Origin of the sequence: Azorhizobium oxalatiphilum (assembly GCF_014635325.1) — a bacterium.
In the GTDB taxonomy this organism is placed as follows: Bacteria; Pseudomonadota; Alphaproteobacteria; order Rhizobiales; family Xanthobacteraceae; genus Azorhizobium; species Azorhizobium oxalatiphilum.
The window spans coordinates 591,768-606,468 of record NZ_BMCT01000002.1 but is presented as its reverse complement, the minus strand read 5'-3'; the positions used below and the strand labels follow the sequence as shown (position 1 = coordinate 606,468).

The following is a 14,701-nucleotide window of genomic DNA, read 5'->3' as shown; positions in this document are numbered from 1 at the left end:
GAGCTATCCGATTTGGATTATAAATACTTTCTCTGTATCGCGTTAGCATGAATGCGGCTTGTCCGGCGGCGTGTTGTCAGGCCGCCGAATATCGGCTGTCGATCGGCGGGAAGTTGAATTCGGATGGATCGATCTCAAAGTGCGTGAGTTCTCCGCATAGCGATAATGTTTCGCAATTTATTGACACATCGACTCGCCGGGCAAGCTGATATTATCGGATGCCGTTCCGTCGGCCTCTAAGTCTTGGAGCGCGAGATAGAGATGTCCTATTCACTCAAGATCAATGGGGCGGCCGTCGATGTGGATGCGGCGCCCGATACCCCGCTCCTCTGGGTCCTGCGCGATCATCTAGGCATGACCGGCACGAAGTTCGGTTGCGGCGTGGCGCAGTGCGGCGCCTGTACCGTCCACGTGGACGGCGTCGCGGCGCGGTCCTGCCAGTTTCCGCTCGAGGCGGCCGTTGGAGTGGAAATCACCACGATCGAGGGGCTCGCCCCGAACGCCCAGCATCCCCTGCAACGCGTTTGGGTCGAGGCGAACGTGCCTCAGTGCGGCTACTGTCAGGCGGGAATGCTCATGGCTGCCGCGGCCTTGCTGGAAGCCAATCCCAACCCCACCGATGACGACATCAACCTGCACGTCGACAACATCTGTCGTTGCGGGACCTATCCGCGTGTCCGCGCGGCCATCCACAAGGCCGCCGAAATGATGCGCGGTTGAGGAGAGCGTGATGACCGACGTCCCGACCCTTTCCCGCCGCGGCTTCGTACTCTCCCTTTTGGCCGCTTCTGGCGCCCTTGTGATCGGTACGAGGCCGATCCTGGCTGCCGTCGTTGATGCCGAGCCCTGGACGAAGGATACCCCGACCGGCGCGCATGAATTCACGCCATGGCTGTCGATCGCCCCTAACGGGCAGGTAACCGTGATGGTGACCACGCCGGACATCGGCAACGGCGTCGTCACCCAGGCACTCAGTTTCGTTTACGAGGAACTCGGCGCCCGTTGGGATGACCTTCGGGCGCAGTACGCCTCGACCTCGAGCGATTACGCCTTGGGCGGCGTCTACTCGAAGGTCAACGGCAGCATCGGTTACTTCGGCGGTCGCTCGACCAGTGATGAACGTCGGATCACTTATATGACCGCCGCTGCCAACGCACGTGAGCGGCTGCGGCACGCGGCGGCGGCGCAATGGAATGTCCCGGTCGGCGAGGTCGAGGCGCGAGATGGGCTTATCCATCATGCCGCTTCCGGGCGCTCGACCCCATTCGGCGCCCTCCTGGCCCACGCGGCATCCGTGGCACTGCCTGAGGACCCGAAGCCGAAGCGACGCGAGGAATGGACACATCTCGGCAAGGACAGCCCCGCCAAGGTGCAGAATCCGCTCGTGGTCAGCGGAGCGGCGGTCTACGGCATCGATGTAAAGATTCCCGGTAAGGTCTACGCCGCGCTGCGGCAGAGCCCGGTCATGGGCGGGCGGCTGAAGAGCTATGATTTCGAATCCATCCGCCACATGCCCGGCGTGCGCACAGTGGTGGAAATCAAGCCAACCCCTGCGAATGAGAAGAACATCCTGCCGTCTCCCTTTCCCATGGAGACCACGCGCATCCAGGCGGCCGTTGCCGTCATCGCCGATCATTACTGGCAGGCGCGCACTGCGCTCGACGCCTTGCCGATCGAGTGGGAGGACGGGCCGGGCGGTAAGTGGGAAAACACCCAGGCCATGGCCGACGCCGCCATGGCTGTGCTCGACAAGCCCGGCGGGAAGGTGGACTTCCAGGCCGGTGATGCCCGGGCGGATTTCGCAAAGGGGGGCAAGATCATTGATGCGAGCTATCTGACGCCCTATTGCGAACACATGCCGATGGAGCCGCTCAACGGCACGGCGCTGGTGACGGACAAGACCGTCGAGCTGTGGCATCCATCCCAGCACACCCAGATGGCGTTCACGCTGGCGGTCCAGCAGACCGGGTTCGCGCCGGAGAATGTCACCGTTCACCAGACCTTCGTCGGCGGCGGGTTCGGGCGCCGGGCCTATGGCGACGACGCGCGCATGGTGGTGGCCGTCGCCCAGCAATATCCGGGCGTTCCGGTGCACACCATCTGGTCGCGCGAGGAATCCACCCGGCAGGGGCGCTATCGCGCCATGGTGGCGGGCCGGCTGAAGGCGCGCCTCGGCGAGGATGGCCTGCCGACGGCGTTCGAGGCGCATGGGTCCGGTGGACCGGGCATGAACTTCCGTGGCGTGTCCGACACGGTGTTCCCGCAGATCGTGCCGAACGCCCACGTCGAGACGCACATCCTGCCCGATCTGCATGTGCTGAACGGTCCTTATCGCGGGCCGGGCTACAATTCGGGCGCCTTCATCATGGAGAGCTTCGTGGACGAACTGGCCAATGCGGCTGGCGTCGATCCGATGGAGTATCGCATCCGCCTCTACGCCAAATGGCAGGACAAGGCCTGGGTGAAAGTGCTGGAGGAACTGCGGGACAAGTCCGGCTGGGGCCAGCCGCTGCCGAAGGGGCAGGCCCGTGGGGTCGCCATCGGCAACTGGGGCATGCGCGGCAAGCCCTTCGCCGGCACCACCTGCGGCGCGGTCGCCCATGCGGAGGTGACGCAGGACGGGAAGCTCACCATCCACCGCCTCGACATCGCCTTCGATTCCGGCCGCATCCTCAACCGCGATGCGGTGCGCGCGGAGCTGGAGGGCGGTGCCATCTTCGGCCTCAACATGTCCCTCAATGAGGAACTCAACGTGGAGCACGGCCGCATCGTGGAAGGCAATTTCCACGAATATCCGATGCTGCGCATCGGTGACATTCCGCAGCTCCACATCCATTTTGGCGGTCTGTCGGACAACGAGCGTTATTACGAGATCGGTGAGCCTCCGGTCGGTCCGGTTGGTCCCTCGGTGGCCAATGCCATCTTCGCGGTCACCGGCAAGCGGCTGCGGACCACGCCGTTCCGCAAGCAGGACCTGCGTTGGGGCGAGAAGTCCGCCTCGGCCGGCTGAGGAAGAGGCCGGCCCGGAGCCTCCCCGGATGGTGGGGCGGCTCCGGCCGGCAGGAGGCACGGCGTGGACGAAGAAATCCGCCGCCGTGGATCAGGAGGGGAAGTCGGTGCTGACGCTGACTTCGGTCCAGTCGATAATCTCCTGGCGCTGGGTGTCCGCCTCGCTCCCGACTATCTTGACCGCGTCGCTGCCCAGCAGCAGGCGGAAGGGCAGCTTCGTGCCACCGACGACGCGGAGCAGTGCCTGCGCCGCCCGCTCCGGATCACCGGGCTGGGTGCCGTGGGTCTTGTCATTCTCCTTGCGCCGCGGCCCCGCGGTGGCGCCGTAATCGTCGATCCTGCTGCTGGACTGGTGCAGCGAACGGCAGGCGAAATCGGTGCGGAAGGCACCCGGCTCCACGACCATCACCCGCACACCCAGCGGGCCGACTTCCTTGCGCAGGGCATCCGACATGCCCTCGACGGCGAACTTTGTGGCCGAATAATAGCCCGAGCCGGGAGCCGCCAGCCGCCCGGCGATGGAGGAGACGTTGAGGATGCTGCCGCGCTTGCGCGCGCGCATGCCGGGAAGCACCGCCTTGATCATGGTGACGGTGCCGAAAAAGTTCGTGTCGAACAACGCCGCGACCTGGGCTTCGTCCCCTTCCTCGACTGCCGCGCGATAGCCATATCCGGCGTTGTTGACGAGAACGTCGACACCTCCGAAACGAGCCTGTGCGAGTGCCACGGCGTCGAGGGCCTGGGATTTGTCCCGCACATCCAGCGCGACCGCAGCCGCCGTGTCGGGATAATCGCCGACGATGTCAGCGATTGCTTCGACCGATCGCGCGGTCACGACGGCGTTGTGGCCAGCCTTGAGCACGGCTTGCGCCAGACTGCGCCCGAGGCCCGTCGAGCAGCCGGTAATCAGCCAGGTATCCATAGGGCGTCCTTTCTGGGGGAACTGCGCCGATCAGGTATCAGCGACGGGCCGGGGAGGTGTCCTCGGATGCCGTTCGAACAGTGCACACCGTGCAGGCATGACGCCGATGCGGGAGCACGATCGTCACGATGGCGACCAGAAAAGCGACGACCAGCATGACGGATGCGGCATCGAACGCGAGCACCACGCGATGGGCAGTCAGGGCGGGGCCGGCGAGACCCGTGGCGCCCAAAGAGGAAATTGCCACCAGAAGGCTGAGCCCGACGGACGTGCCAAGCTGGTGGGCAACGTTGACCGCACCGGATGCGGCACCGGCATCCTCCGGGGACACGCCCGCGACACCGGCGGACGTGAGGGGACTGAGGGTGAGCCCCTGGCTGATTCCGATCAGCAGCATGGGTGCGGCCACCCCGAGCAGGTATCCGGATTGAGGCGAGACTCGGCTCAGCCAGGCCATGCCGACGATGCCGATCAGCATCCCGGCGACTAGTAGCTGGTTGAGGGAGAACCACCGCGTCAGCCGCGGCACGGCAACCGAGAACGGAACATGAAGTAGGGTCGCAGGCAGGAAGGCGAGACCGGTCAGCGCCGGTCCGTAGGCGGCCACGTCCTGAAGATAGATCGTGGTGAAGAAAAAGAAGCCGACCATGCCGCCCAGATACAGGGTCCGCGCGATGTAGGCGCCCGATCGCCCGGGGCTCGCGAACAGCCGAAGGGGAAGGATGGGCTGGCTCTGGCGCCGCTCTATGAAGACGAACGCCACGAGGCAGAGCACCGCAGCCAGGATTGCGATGACACTGCCGGGATCGGACCAGCCCGAGCGGGCGGCATGGAGGAAGCCGTAGGCCAGCGCGGTCATGCCGATGGTGGAGGTGAGCGCACCGGGGAGGTCGAAGTGGCCGGGCCGCCGCGCCCCCTCCGTCACGAAGGCGCGTGCCGCGAGAATGAGTCCGACGCCGATCGGCAGGTTGATCAGGAAGCCGACCCGCCATGACAACCAGTCGGCGAGCACGCCACCCAACACCAGGCCGAACGTCGCCGAAGCACCAGCGGCGGCGCTGTAGTAGGAGACCGCGCGCGTGCGTTCGGGTCCCTCCGGAAAGGTGATCTGCAGCAGGGCGAGGGTAGACGGGGCAAGGATTGCCGAACCGAGGCCCTGAACGGCCCGCCATCCAAGCATCCAGATGGCCGATTGCGAGGCCCCGATGGCGACCGAGGCCACGGTAAAGATGGCCAGACCCACCATCAGCATCAGCCGCCGGCCGAGCATGTCGCCGGCACGGGCTCCCAGCAGGAGCAAGCCGCCGAACGTCAGGGTATAGGCGGTCTGGACCCAGGCGAGGCTGGCATCGGAGAAGCCGAGGTCCTGCCGGATCTTCGGCAGACCGGTGAGCACGACCGAGATGTCGAGGACGATCATCACGTAGCTGACGAGGATGATCGCAAGGATGGCCGGCTTGTTGGGGCCGCGGCGGGCTGCTCCCGACATCATTGCACTTTCTTCGAAGAGGGATACTAATTTTGGTGGGCGGTCTTCCGGTATACGCGGATCGTAAGTGATCCATATCGGCGGTTTGGGTGTGGATGCGTCAAATCCGCCATACGTTCCGGAAGTTCTCGTTGAGAAGATTGCGGCCTCGAAGCTTCGATCCGTCTGTGCAGAGATCTCTCGGATTGCGCAACCGTGCGTGATGACTGTCTGATTGTGTCAGATTGGATACAATTGCACACTAATTATTATGCGACTTTGCTATGCTAGCACTCGCATCGTTCAGTGATTAGGCGCTATATCCGGCATGTGCTTATTAGGACGCCTAATCAATGCCCCACGAGAATTTCAACGACCTCGCCGCGTTCGCGATGGTCGCGAAGGAACGAAGCTTCACACGCGCCGCTGCGAAGCTTGGCATGTCGCAGTCCGCGCTGAGTCAGACCATTCGCGCCCTTGAGGAGCGCCTCAAGCTCCGTCTCCTGATCCGGACCACACGTAGCGTGTCACCGACGCAAGCGGGTGAACGCCTCCTGCGCACGGTCTCGCCGCGGTTCGACGAGATCGAGGCGGAACTGAAGGCGCTCGGCGAGTTGCGCGAGACGCCAGCCGGTCGGATCCGCATTACCGCCGGCGAGCATCCTGCGGTTTCGATCCTCCAGCCGGCGCTCAAGCGCATTCTGTTCCGATATCCCGACGTCGGCATCGAGATCATCATCGACCACGGCCTGCGGGACATCGTCTCGGAAGGCTATGATGCTGGAGTCCGGATGGGAGAGCAGGTGGCCAAGGACATGATCGCCGTGCGTATCGGACCTGACATGCGCATGGCGGTGGTGGCAGCACCGTCCTACTTCAAGGATCATCCGGTCCCGAAGACGCCGCAGGACTTGACGGGCCACAATTGCATCAACATCCGTCTTCCCACCTATGGCGGCATTTTCCCCTGGGGGCTCGAGCAGGACGGGCGCGAGGTGAAGGTGCGCGGTGAGGGCCAACTGGTGTTCAACAGCCTGGCAATGCGCCTCAACTCGGCTCTAGACGGCCTGGGCATTGCCTACATGCCTGAGGACCAGGTTCTTCCTCACGTGAAGAAGGGGCGCCTTGTCCGTGTCCTTGAGGACTGGTGCCCACCCTTTCCGGGGTATCACCTGTATTATCCCAGCCGCCACCATTCCTCGCCCGCGCTCACCGTTCTCATCGAAGCATTGCGCTATCGCGAACGGTGAACGCAGGTCGGGGCGTCAGCGCATTTGCAGGATGATGACCTCGTCGCTCGAAGGATTCGTCGTTCGGCGCAACTTGGCCACATCCTCGGGCGTCACCGCCGGAGCTCCGTTACCCCACGCCCCGCGCACGTAGGTCAGCACGTCCGCGATCTCCCCGTCCGACAACAACTGGCGCAGGGGCGGCATCCGGTAGCTGTCCGGCGTGCCAGCCTGAACCACGCGACCGGAGCCATTCAACGTGATGTTGATGGTCGAGGCATTCTCCTTCGACAGAACCGAGCTGGCGCCCGCGAGGGGAGAAATCCACTGCCCACGGCCGCGCCCATCGACACCATGGCAGTAGGCGCAGCGGGCCGCGTAGATCTTCTCGCCGTTCGATGGGCTTCCGGTCCGCGCCGGTGCCGCTTGGTAGCTCCATGGCTTTCCGTCGCGCTCCGGGTCACCGGGAAGGGACTTCAGGTAGTGCGCCATGGCCCCCAGATCTTCCTCCGACAGGTGCTGCGTGGAGTTGTTGAAGGCTTCGAGCATGGAGCCGAACACGACACCGTGGACGTTCCGGCCGGTGCGCAGATAGCTGACGATCTCGCTTTCGCTCCAGCGGCCGAGGCCCGTGTTGGGGTCGTTCCGTAGACTGGGCGCGTACCAACCGTCGAGTAGGGCTCCGGACAGGTAGGCAGCGCTGCCCTGATCAAGCGCGCGCTCCTGCATGGCCAAGCCGCGCGGGGTGTGGCAACTGCCGCAATGCCCTGCACCCTGGACGAGATAGGCGCCACGGTTCCATTGGGCGCTGCGGGACGTGTCGGCGACGTAGGGGTGGCCGTCGTAGAAGGGAATGTTCCAGAAGGCGAGCGGCCAGCGCATGTTGAGCGGCCATGGGATATCCGAAGCTCGGTTTTCCTGGCGGACAGGAGTGACACGCTTCATGAAGTAGCCGTAGAGCGCCTGGACGTCTTCGTCGGTCATCTTGGCGTAGGACGGATAGGGCATGGCGGGATACAGCCGATGCCCGTCACGGGCGACGCCCCGCCGCACCGCGTTGTCGAACTCGGCGAGGCTGTAAGAGCCGATGCCGGTTTCCCGGTCCGGGGTGATGTTGGTGGTGTAGATCGCGCCGATCGGCGTCCCCATCGCCAGCCCGCCCGCAAATGATGCCCCGCCCTCCGTCGTATGACAGGCGACGCAATCCGCCTGGCGGGCCACGTAAGCACCGCGTGCCACAGTTGCTTCGGGCGCTTCCGTCGCGCCGGGGGAGGCCTGGCTCGCCCGGTCGAACGGCGAGGCAGGGACACGGGTCGCCCACCAGGCACCGGCGGCGGCAATCACGACGATCGCGGCGGCAAATACGGCAATCAGGCGTTTCAGCACGGCAATTCCCACCCTCGCAGGTTTTCAGGTCACAAATGGCCGAGGGGAGGGCCGCATCGATGCGGTCCTCGATCCATCGGTGATGAGGAGGATCAGCTCGCCGATGCCGTCAGCGGAGCCTTCGAAAGCGGAAGGCTGCGGATGCGACGGCCGAGCAGGGTCGACAGGGCGTTCGCTACCGCAGGCGGGACGCCGGGCACGCCCGGTTCGCCGACGCCGCCCATCGGCGCACCGCTCTCGATGATCCGGACGTGCACCGGTGGCATACGGTCAGGCGGCAGAATGGGATACTGATCGTAATTCCGGGCCTTGGGGCGACCGTGCTCGTAGACGACCTCTTCCAGCAAGGCCGTCGACAGTCCGTTGCCCACGGCGGAACGGACCTGCGCCTCGACGATGGCGGGATTCACCACGTGGCCCGGGTCGATCGCGACCCAGATGTCATGCAGCACGATGGTATTCTTGCTGACGGACACTTCCGCGATGGTCGCCACCTCGGAGCCGAAGGGGGAGGCCATGGCGATCCCACGCGCTCGCCGGCTTCCGTCCGCTGCCGTATAGGGACCGCGGCGCCAGCCCCCGGAAAGGTCGGCGACGGACTTCAGGAGGGCGGTCAGGCGCGCGTTGCCCGCAAGCAGTTCCAGTCGCAATGCGAACGGATCCTGCTGGCCGGCATCGGCCATCTCGTCGAAGAACGTCTCGTAGAGAAAGCCGTTCATCGAATGGCCCACGGAGCGCCAGAAGCCGATCATCACCGGATACGGCACGGGGATCTGCGAAATCCGCCGGTTGGGGATGGCGTAAGGCTTCTCGGCAATGCCTTCGACCGCGGTGGGGTCGGGCTTGTCGAGGGGTACCTTGTTCACCCGGAACCGGGGGCCCTCACCGGGAACCTCGGCCTCGAGGGCTACCGGCTTGCCGCGTGCGTCGAGGCCTGCCTTGAACCGCACCACGCCCATGGGGCGGAGCGTGTCCCGCAGGAACTCCTCTTCGCGGCTCCAGATCAGCTTCACGGGACGGCCGACTGCCTTTGCCAGTTGCATGGCCTGGGGAAAGGCGAGAGAGGCCTCGTAGTAGAAATGCCGACCGAAGAAGCCGCCGAGCATGGGCGAATGCACGCGGACCTGTTCGGGCTCCAATCCCGCCAGCTTGGCGGCATTGCGCTGGAAAATCTCCGGCGCCTGATTGGGAACCCAGAGGTCGAGCGTGCCGTCGGCATTGAACCGTGCGGTGGCGGCGGGCGGTTCAAGCTGCGCATGAGCGATGAAGGGCGCATCATAGACGGCCTCGACGACCTTTGCCGCCTTGCCCATGGCTCCGCCGACATCGCCGACGACCTCGGCATCAAGGGCCTTGCCGTGGCTGGCGATCAGCTTGTCCTTCAGGGCCGCACTGGAGAAATCCGCAGGCATGACCGGGAACGGACGCTGGACGAACGGGTCCGCCTCCTTCCATTCGACCTGGAGGGCCTCCACCGCCTTCCGGGCGCGCCACCAGCGGTCCGCGACGACCGCCACCGCGCCGGGCAGGCGATGCACCGAATGGACGCCGCGCATGGCGCCGACCTGGGCCTCGTTCAGAAGAGCAGCGGGTTCGCAACCAAGCCGCGGCGCGTGCTGGACGGCAGCCAGGAGCATGCCATCGACTGCGACGTCGATGCTATAGGTGGCCCGGCCCGTCGATTTATCGGCAACGTCCAGTCTCGGGACACTTTTGCCGATCCAGCGGAAGTCGGCGGGCGACTTCAGGGGCACGTCGGTCGGCACGGACAGCGTCATTGCGGCTGGCGCGAGTTCTCCATACGCAAGCTCGCGCCCGGAAGCGATATGGACGACCTTGCCCGGCTCGGTCCGAAGATCGGCCAGCGGCACGCCAAGCCGGTCGGCCGCCGCCTGCAACAACATCCTCCGCGCGATCGCGCCAAGCCTGCGCATGCGCTCGTAACTGGTGCGCACCGACATGCTGCCGCCGGTGATGCGCAGCTTTCCGTTCACCACCAAATAATCGGGCCCGGGTGGGGCGGCGACGACGCTGAAGCGGGACGGATCGGCATCCATCTCCTCGCCGACAATCTGTGCCATGGCGGTGAAGATGCCCTGTCCCCCCTCGATGAACGGGCTTTGCAGGAGGACCGACCCATCGGGGCGGATTTCCAGGAAGGCGGGGACACGGGTGCCGGGATCGATGGCGGGGCCTGCCCCTGCCTGCGCCCTTGCCGGTCCCGCCGGCAGGGCAACGCCGAGGACGAAGGCGCCGAACGATGCGCCGAGGAAGCCGCGGCGGGACAGGTTGATGGGGGTCTCGGAGAGGTCGTGTGGGCCGAGATCCGTGGAAGCGAGGCTGTTCATGTTTCCCTCGCTCACGCTTTTGCGACCTGACGGACGGCGGCATGGATGGCGTTGTAGGTCGCACATCGACACAGATTGACCATGGCTTCGGTGATTTCGCTTTCACCGGGGCTGGGGTTCTCCTTGAGCAGCGCAACAGCGGCCATGACCTGGCCGGACTGGCAGTAGCCGCATTGCGGAACCTGATTGTCGATCCAGGCGGCGACCACCTTGCGCCCCACCGGATCCGTCTCGACGGCCTCTATGGTCGTCACCTCGGCGCCTGCAACGCTTTCGACCGGGGTTACGCAGGACCGTGCGACCCGCCCGTCGATCATGACCGTACAGGCCCCGCACTGCGCGAGGCCGCAACCATACTTGGTTCCGGTCATGCCCAGCTCTTCGCGGATCACCCACAGCAGCGGCGTCTCGGGCTCCACGTCGATCTGGTGGGTCATCCCGTTGATACGCAACTCCATCGGTGCATTCCTTATGTTGGCGCGGGAGGCGGTGCCGTCACCTGATGCTGCGTGCACCTGGTCGGGGTATGGGGTGAACGCGCGCGCCGGCAGTCCTCGCCCGCACGATGAACAATTCGAATGATTTTAACCTGCGACGCGTGCGCGGATTAGACGCGGATTACGCAAGGCTCCATAAGTGAGGCTAATCAAAAGGCGCTGCTTCGCGCTGGCGAGTGCCCGGGGGAATCTTTGAAGCGGTCTGACTTAATTGAGTAAGAGATCAGTTCTTGGTTGACCGCGCGATGCGCAAGCCGCCCGAGCCGTAGTGCCCGATGACGCCGAACATGCCGATGATCGCGGCATACCGCGCGAAGAAGCCGACCGCTTCATCGTTGAAGTCCCACATATCCAGGTTGGGCTGAAGCAGGAGCTTTGGGCCGAGACCCATCTCGATCGTGCTTATCAGGCCGAAGGCAAGCAGCACGATGGAGGCCGCCCTCAGGATCATCGTGGTCCGGCGGTCCGCCCCCCGAAATCCCGATAGCCTGCCGATGGCATTCATCACCACCGTCCAACGGGTCCCGATATGGAGTGCGATGAACGGGATCGCCCAATAGGCCGCGAGAACGTGTGCTTGCCGGGCAGTTGGCCGGAAGCGGACGCCGAGGAAGGCAAAGACATCCTTGGAGATCAGCACGCTCGACACCATCAGGACGGCCATGGAGACGAGAAGCAGGGCGATGATCGTGGCATTGAGAATGCGCTTCGGCGGGTATTGCCCCTTGGCTACCGACCCATACCAGTGTCGGTTGAATGAAGCATGGGCGAAAAGCAGCAGCAGCAGGCCGCAGCCCGCCAGTTCATGGGTGAGATTGTCCTGCCACCAATAGGCCAGACCGACGAGGAAGAGGATCGCCGACAGGGTGTCGAGGACAAGCCGGAGCGCATACAGGGGTTTCAAGACGATACCTTGGCTCAACCGAACAGGCGCTCAATCGGGCGTGCGCCCGTCGAAATCACGCAACTGGATGAAGGTGAAAAGGAACTCGGAGTCCGCCCGAGAGCCATGGCAGGACTGGCACCTGGCCGTGTTTTCCTTCTCGTTGATGGTGCGATCGGGCCAGAACCACTGGAACTGCCAATCACCCGTGCGACGCCGCTCGTCGTAATCCGCGCCCCACCCGGCTCCCTTTTCCATGACGAAGTAGCGGTAGATTTTGCCGTCGCGATAATCGGCCAGCACGAACGTCGTGTCCGTGGGGATCGGCTTCCCGTTTTTGACCGCCTCGATGGCCGCAGGCGTCGTCAGGATGTGCTCGGTGACGTTACCCCGCCTCACGGTCGTGTAATGGGTCAGGCTCTCGATATCGGGGAACGTCACGCGGGTCGGTTCGGCGTGCAAGGGCCACACGAGGGCGAGGGCGGCGATGGCGGCAGCCACGGATGACGCGGTCAGACGAAGAAAGGTCTTCAATGGTGGCACTCTCGGGAAGGGCGGCGGAAGGCGACGGCAACGGGTTTCCTCATTGCCGGGAATATTGGTCGTCGGTCACCAATTCGAGCCACTCCACCGATTTGCCGTCCTGGCTTTCGGAGATGGCGACGTGCGTCATCGGGGTCGCAGCCGCGGCACCGTGCCAGTGCTTCACGCCGGGCGGAATCCAGACCACGTCGCCAACCTCCATGCGCTGGATCGGCTCGCCCCAGGCCTGAACGAGGCCGGTCCCGCTCGTCACGATCAGCGTCTGCCCGAGTGGGTGGGTGTGCCACGCGGTGTGGGCGCCGGCCTCGAATGCAACGACGCCGCCCCCGACGCGGGCCGGATCGGTTCGCTGAAAGCGGGAACTGACCTTCACGCTTCCCGTGAAATTCTGGGACGGGCCTGTGGCGGTGGGCTGCGTCTTCGAGGAGACCACCGAGATCGTCGAGGAATTCTGGGCCACGGCAGCCGAAATCACGAGAATCCCGGCGGCAAGGAAGGCGGCTATCCGCTTCATGTGATGCTCCTGCGCGGCTCAGTTCTTCTTGAACACATCCCGGGCGATCCCGACCGCCGAGACCCCGCTCGGCCAGCCGGCGTAGAATGCGAGATGGGTAATCACTTCCACCATCTCGGTTTCCGTGACGCCATTGGTGCGGGCAAGTGCCATGTGAGAACGCAGCTGGTCCGGCCGGTTGAGCGCGATGAGTGCGGCGACGGTCACAAGGCTGCGGTCACGCTTGGAGAGTTCCGGCCGTTCCCAGACGTCCGCGAAGAGAACTTCGTCTGTCAGCTCGGCCAGCTTGGGGGCGATGTCGCCCATCAGTTGCTGCGCGCGCGATGGAGCGCGCTCTCCGACGGGGGCATGCGGCTTGGATGCGGTCTGCGCCTGGGCCTGGGCATGAAGCAGGGCACCTGCATACCCGGAAATCGTCATCCCGCCGACGATGAGCAGCGTATTCAATAACTTGGACATCACGGTCCCTCCAACGCCATCACGTGATCAGAAGCGGCCGAGGCTGGGTACGCTCACGTGTCGCAACGTAAACGATGGCCGAGGTCACGATTAGACGTCGAATTCCGCAAAGGCCTATTACCCGGCCTTATCAATCCGACGCCCAAGAAGATAAACTTCTGATCATTAATTTGGAGAGGGCGACATCCGGTCCAGCTCTTCGACGGACGCGTCGATGTCCGATCGGGTTTCGGCCGGGCGACGAGCGCCAGTCTCGCTCATTTGCCGACCGGGATGCCGTGATCAAGCGGGAGCGAGGAGGAGCCTGCCGCACGCAAGTCCTCCTCGCGATACTCATGCCCGGAGGTTCACCAAGAAGCCCGCTCCAGCGCCGTCAAGGGAAGCTCCACTGCGCGAGCCTCTCGGGCAGATGTGAACCCCGCTTCGATCACGGCCATGACGGCGAGGCATTCGATCGGCCTCACATTGAATGCCGCGCCATGCAGCAGCGTCTTCGCGATGCCCGCGTAGAACTGCCGTTGGTCACCGCTTACGGCCGGTGTGGTATGTCGTTCTCCGAAGGCATCGAAGCGGATGAGCGCATCAGGATCCTGACCCCACCCGCCCTCGCCGGGATGCAGTCCATTGCGGAGCTGGGCCTCCTGGACATCGGCGGCCGTCTTGAGCAGGGAGCCTCCGGTTCCATGGATGATGAAGCGCTGGGTGCCTCCGGCGCACAGCAATCCACATTGAATGACGACGCGCAGACCGGGATAGTGAAGGACGGCATGGGCCCAGTCATCGGTCAGGGCACCGTCGCGCAGGTTCGCGATGTCGGCAAACACGCGGTCCGGAAGCCCGAACAGTTGTAGTGCCTGGTCAACAAGGTGAGGCCCAAGGTCGAACCACAGGCCGCTGCCGAGCGTGCCTCTCTCGCGCCATCTGTCGCGGACCTCCGGATGGAAACGCTCGAACCGGGATTCGAAATGCGCGACGCGCCCGATCGCACCTGCTTCGATCGCCTTCTTCACGCTCAGGTAATCGCTGTCCCAACGGCGGTTGTGGAAGACACTGAGCAGCAGTCCCTTCTCTTCGGCTGCGCCGATCAACGCGCGGCTCTCCGCCACGTCGAGTGCGAAGGGCTTGTCTATGACAACGTGCTTGCCGGCCGCGAGTGCAGCTCGCGCCAGAGGTGCGTGGGTGTCGTTCGGCGTCGCGACGACCACCAGATCGATTTCGGCCAGCATCGTGTCCATGGTCGCGTGCACCGCGACATCGGGCATGTCCGCCCTCACCTTGAACGCATCGCTGGATGTGACGGCGACCAGGTCGAGTCCCTCGACGGCACGGATCAACGGTGCATGGAAGATCCTGCCCGCGAAACCGTAGCCGACAAGGCCGACGCGCACCTTTCGATCACTCATAGTCAAACCTCGTTCCTTTCTGGATGAATTAGGTGGCGGA

General features: G+C 64.5%; 13 protein-coding genes. 3 read left to right on the top strand and 10 right to left on the bottom strand.

The features are described from left to right. Window positions 1–261: 261 nt before the first annotated feature. Complete coding sequence (locus IEW24_RS11260) at window positions 262–720, top strand: (2Fe-2S)-binding protein (protein WP_188578474.1); 459 nt, start codon at window positions 262–264, stop codon at window positions 718–720. A 10-nt stretch (window positions 721–730) separates the two neighbouring features. Next, window positions 731–3,010, top strand: coding sequence for a xanthine dehydrogenase family protein molybdopterin-binding subunit (locus IEW24_RS11255; RefSeq protein WP_188578472.1), 2,280 nt, complete (start codon window positions 731–733; stop codon window positions 3,008–3,010). A 90-nt stretch (window positions 3,011–3,100) separates the two neighbouring features. Here IEW24_RS11255 and IEW24_RS11250 read toward each other — a convergent pair whose 3' ends face one another. Together IEW24_RS11250 and IEW24_RS11245 are read right to left on the bottom strand one after the other, a co-directional pair. Further along, window positions 3,101–3,931, bottom strand: coding sequence for an oxidoreductase (locus IEW24_RS11250; RefSeq protein WP_188578470.1), 831 nt, complete (start codon window positions 3,929–3,931; stop codon window positions 3,101–3,103). A 37-nt stretch (window positions 3,932–3,968) separates the two neighbouring features. Beyond that, complete coding sequence (locus IEW24_RS11245) at window positions 3,969–5,423, bottom strand: MFS transporter (protein ID WP_244644309.1); 1,455 nt, start codon at window positions 5,421–5,423, stop codon at window positions 3,969–3,971. A gap of 329 nt (window positions 5,424–5,752) precedes the next feature. Here IEW24_RS11245 and IEW24_RS11240 point away from each other — a divergent pair, with 329 nt between their 5' ends. Continuing rightward, window positions 5,753–6,649, top strand: a complete 897-nt coding sequence (locus IEW24_RS11240) for a LysR family transcriptional regulator (RefSeq protein ID WP_188578468.1) — start codon at window positions 5,753–5,755, stop codon at window positions 6,647–6,649. 15 nt (window positions 6,650–6,664) lie between these two features. Here the strand turns inward: IEW24_RS11240 and IEW24_RS11235 are convergent, their stop codons facing one another. From IEW24_RS11235 to IEW24_RS11200, 8 genes are all read right to left on the bottom strand, one after another. Next, complete coding sequence (locus tag IEW24_RS11235; protein ID WP_244644308.1) at window positions 6,665–8,014, bottom strand: cytochrome c; 1,350 nt, start codon at window positions 8,012–8,014, stop codon at window positions 6,665–6,667. A gap of 92 nt (window positions 8,015–8,106) precedes the next feature. Further along, window positions 8,107–10,362: a xanthine dehydrogenase family protein molybdopterin-binding subunit gene (locus IEW24_RS11230; protein ID WP_188578466.1), complete on the bottom strand. Its 2,256-nt coding sequence runs from the start codon at window positions 10,360–10,362 to the stop codon at window positions 8,107–8,109. 11 nt (window positions 10,363–10,373) lie between these two features. Then, window positions 10,374–10,820 carry a (2Fe-2S)-binding protein gene (locus IEW24_RS11225; protein ID WP_188578463.1) on the bottom strand — a complete coding sequence of 149 codons (447 nt, stop codon included), beginning with the start codon at window positions 10,818–10,820 and terminating at the stop codon, window positions 10,374–10,376. 262 nt (window positions 10,821–11,082) lie between these two features. Further along, a complete protein-coding gene (locus IEW24_RS11220; RefSeq protein ID WP_188578461.1) occupies window positions 11,083–11,763 on the bottom strand; it encodes a DUF4405 domain-containing protein in 681 nt (226 codons plus the stop codon). A 30-nt stretch (window positions 11,764–11,793) separates the two neighbouring features. Then, window positions 11,794–12,276, bottom strand: a complete 483-nt coding sequence (locus IEW24_RS11215) for a cytochrome P460 family protein (protein ID WP_188578459.1) — start codon at window positions 12,274–12,276, stop codon at window positions 11,794–11,796. A gap of 49 nt (window positions 12,277–12,325) precedes the next feature. Beyond that, complete coding sequence (locus IEW24_RS11210; RefSeq protein WP_188578457.1) at window positions 12,326–12,799, bottom strand: (R)-mandelonitrile lyase; 474 nt, start codon at window positions 12,797–12,799, stop codon at window positions 12,326–12,328. A gap of 18 nt (window positions 12,800–12,817) precedes the next feature. Continuing rightward, window positions 12,818–13,258 (bottom strand): carboxymuconolactone decarboxylase family protein, encoded by a 441-nt coding sequence (locus tag IEW24_RS11205; RefSeq protein ID WP_188578456.1) that lies wholly within the window; start codon window positions 13,256–13,258, stop codon window positions 12,818–12,820. Window positions 13,259–13,605: 347 nt separating this feature from the next. Next, window positions 13,606–14,661 carry an oxidoreductase gene (locus tag IEW24_RS11200; RefSeq protein WP_188578454.1) on the bottom strand — a complete coding sequence of 352 codons (1,056 nt, stop codon included), beginning with the start codon at window positions 14,659–14,661 and terminating at the stop codon, window positions 13,606–13,608. Window positions 14,662–14,701 lie beyond the last annotated feature (40 nt).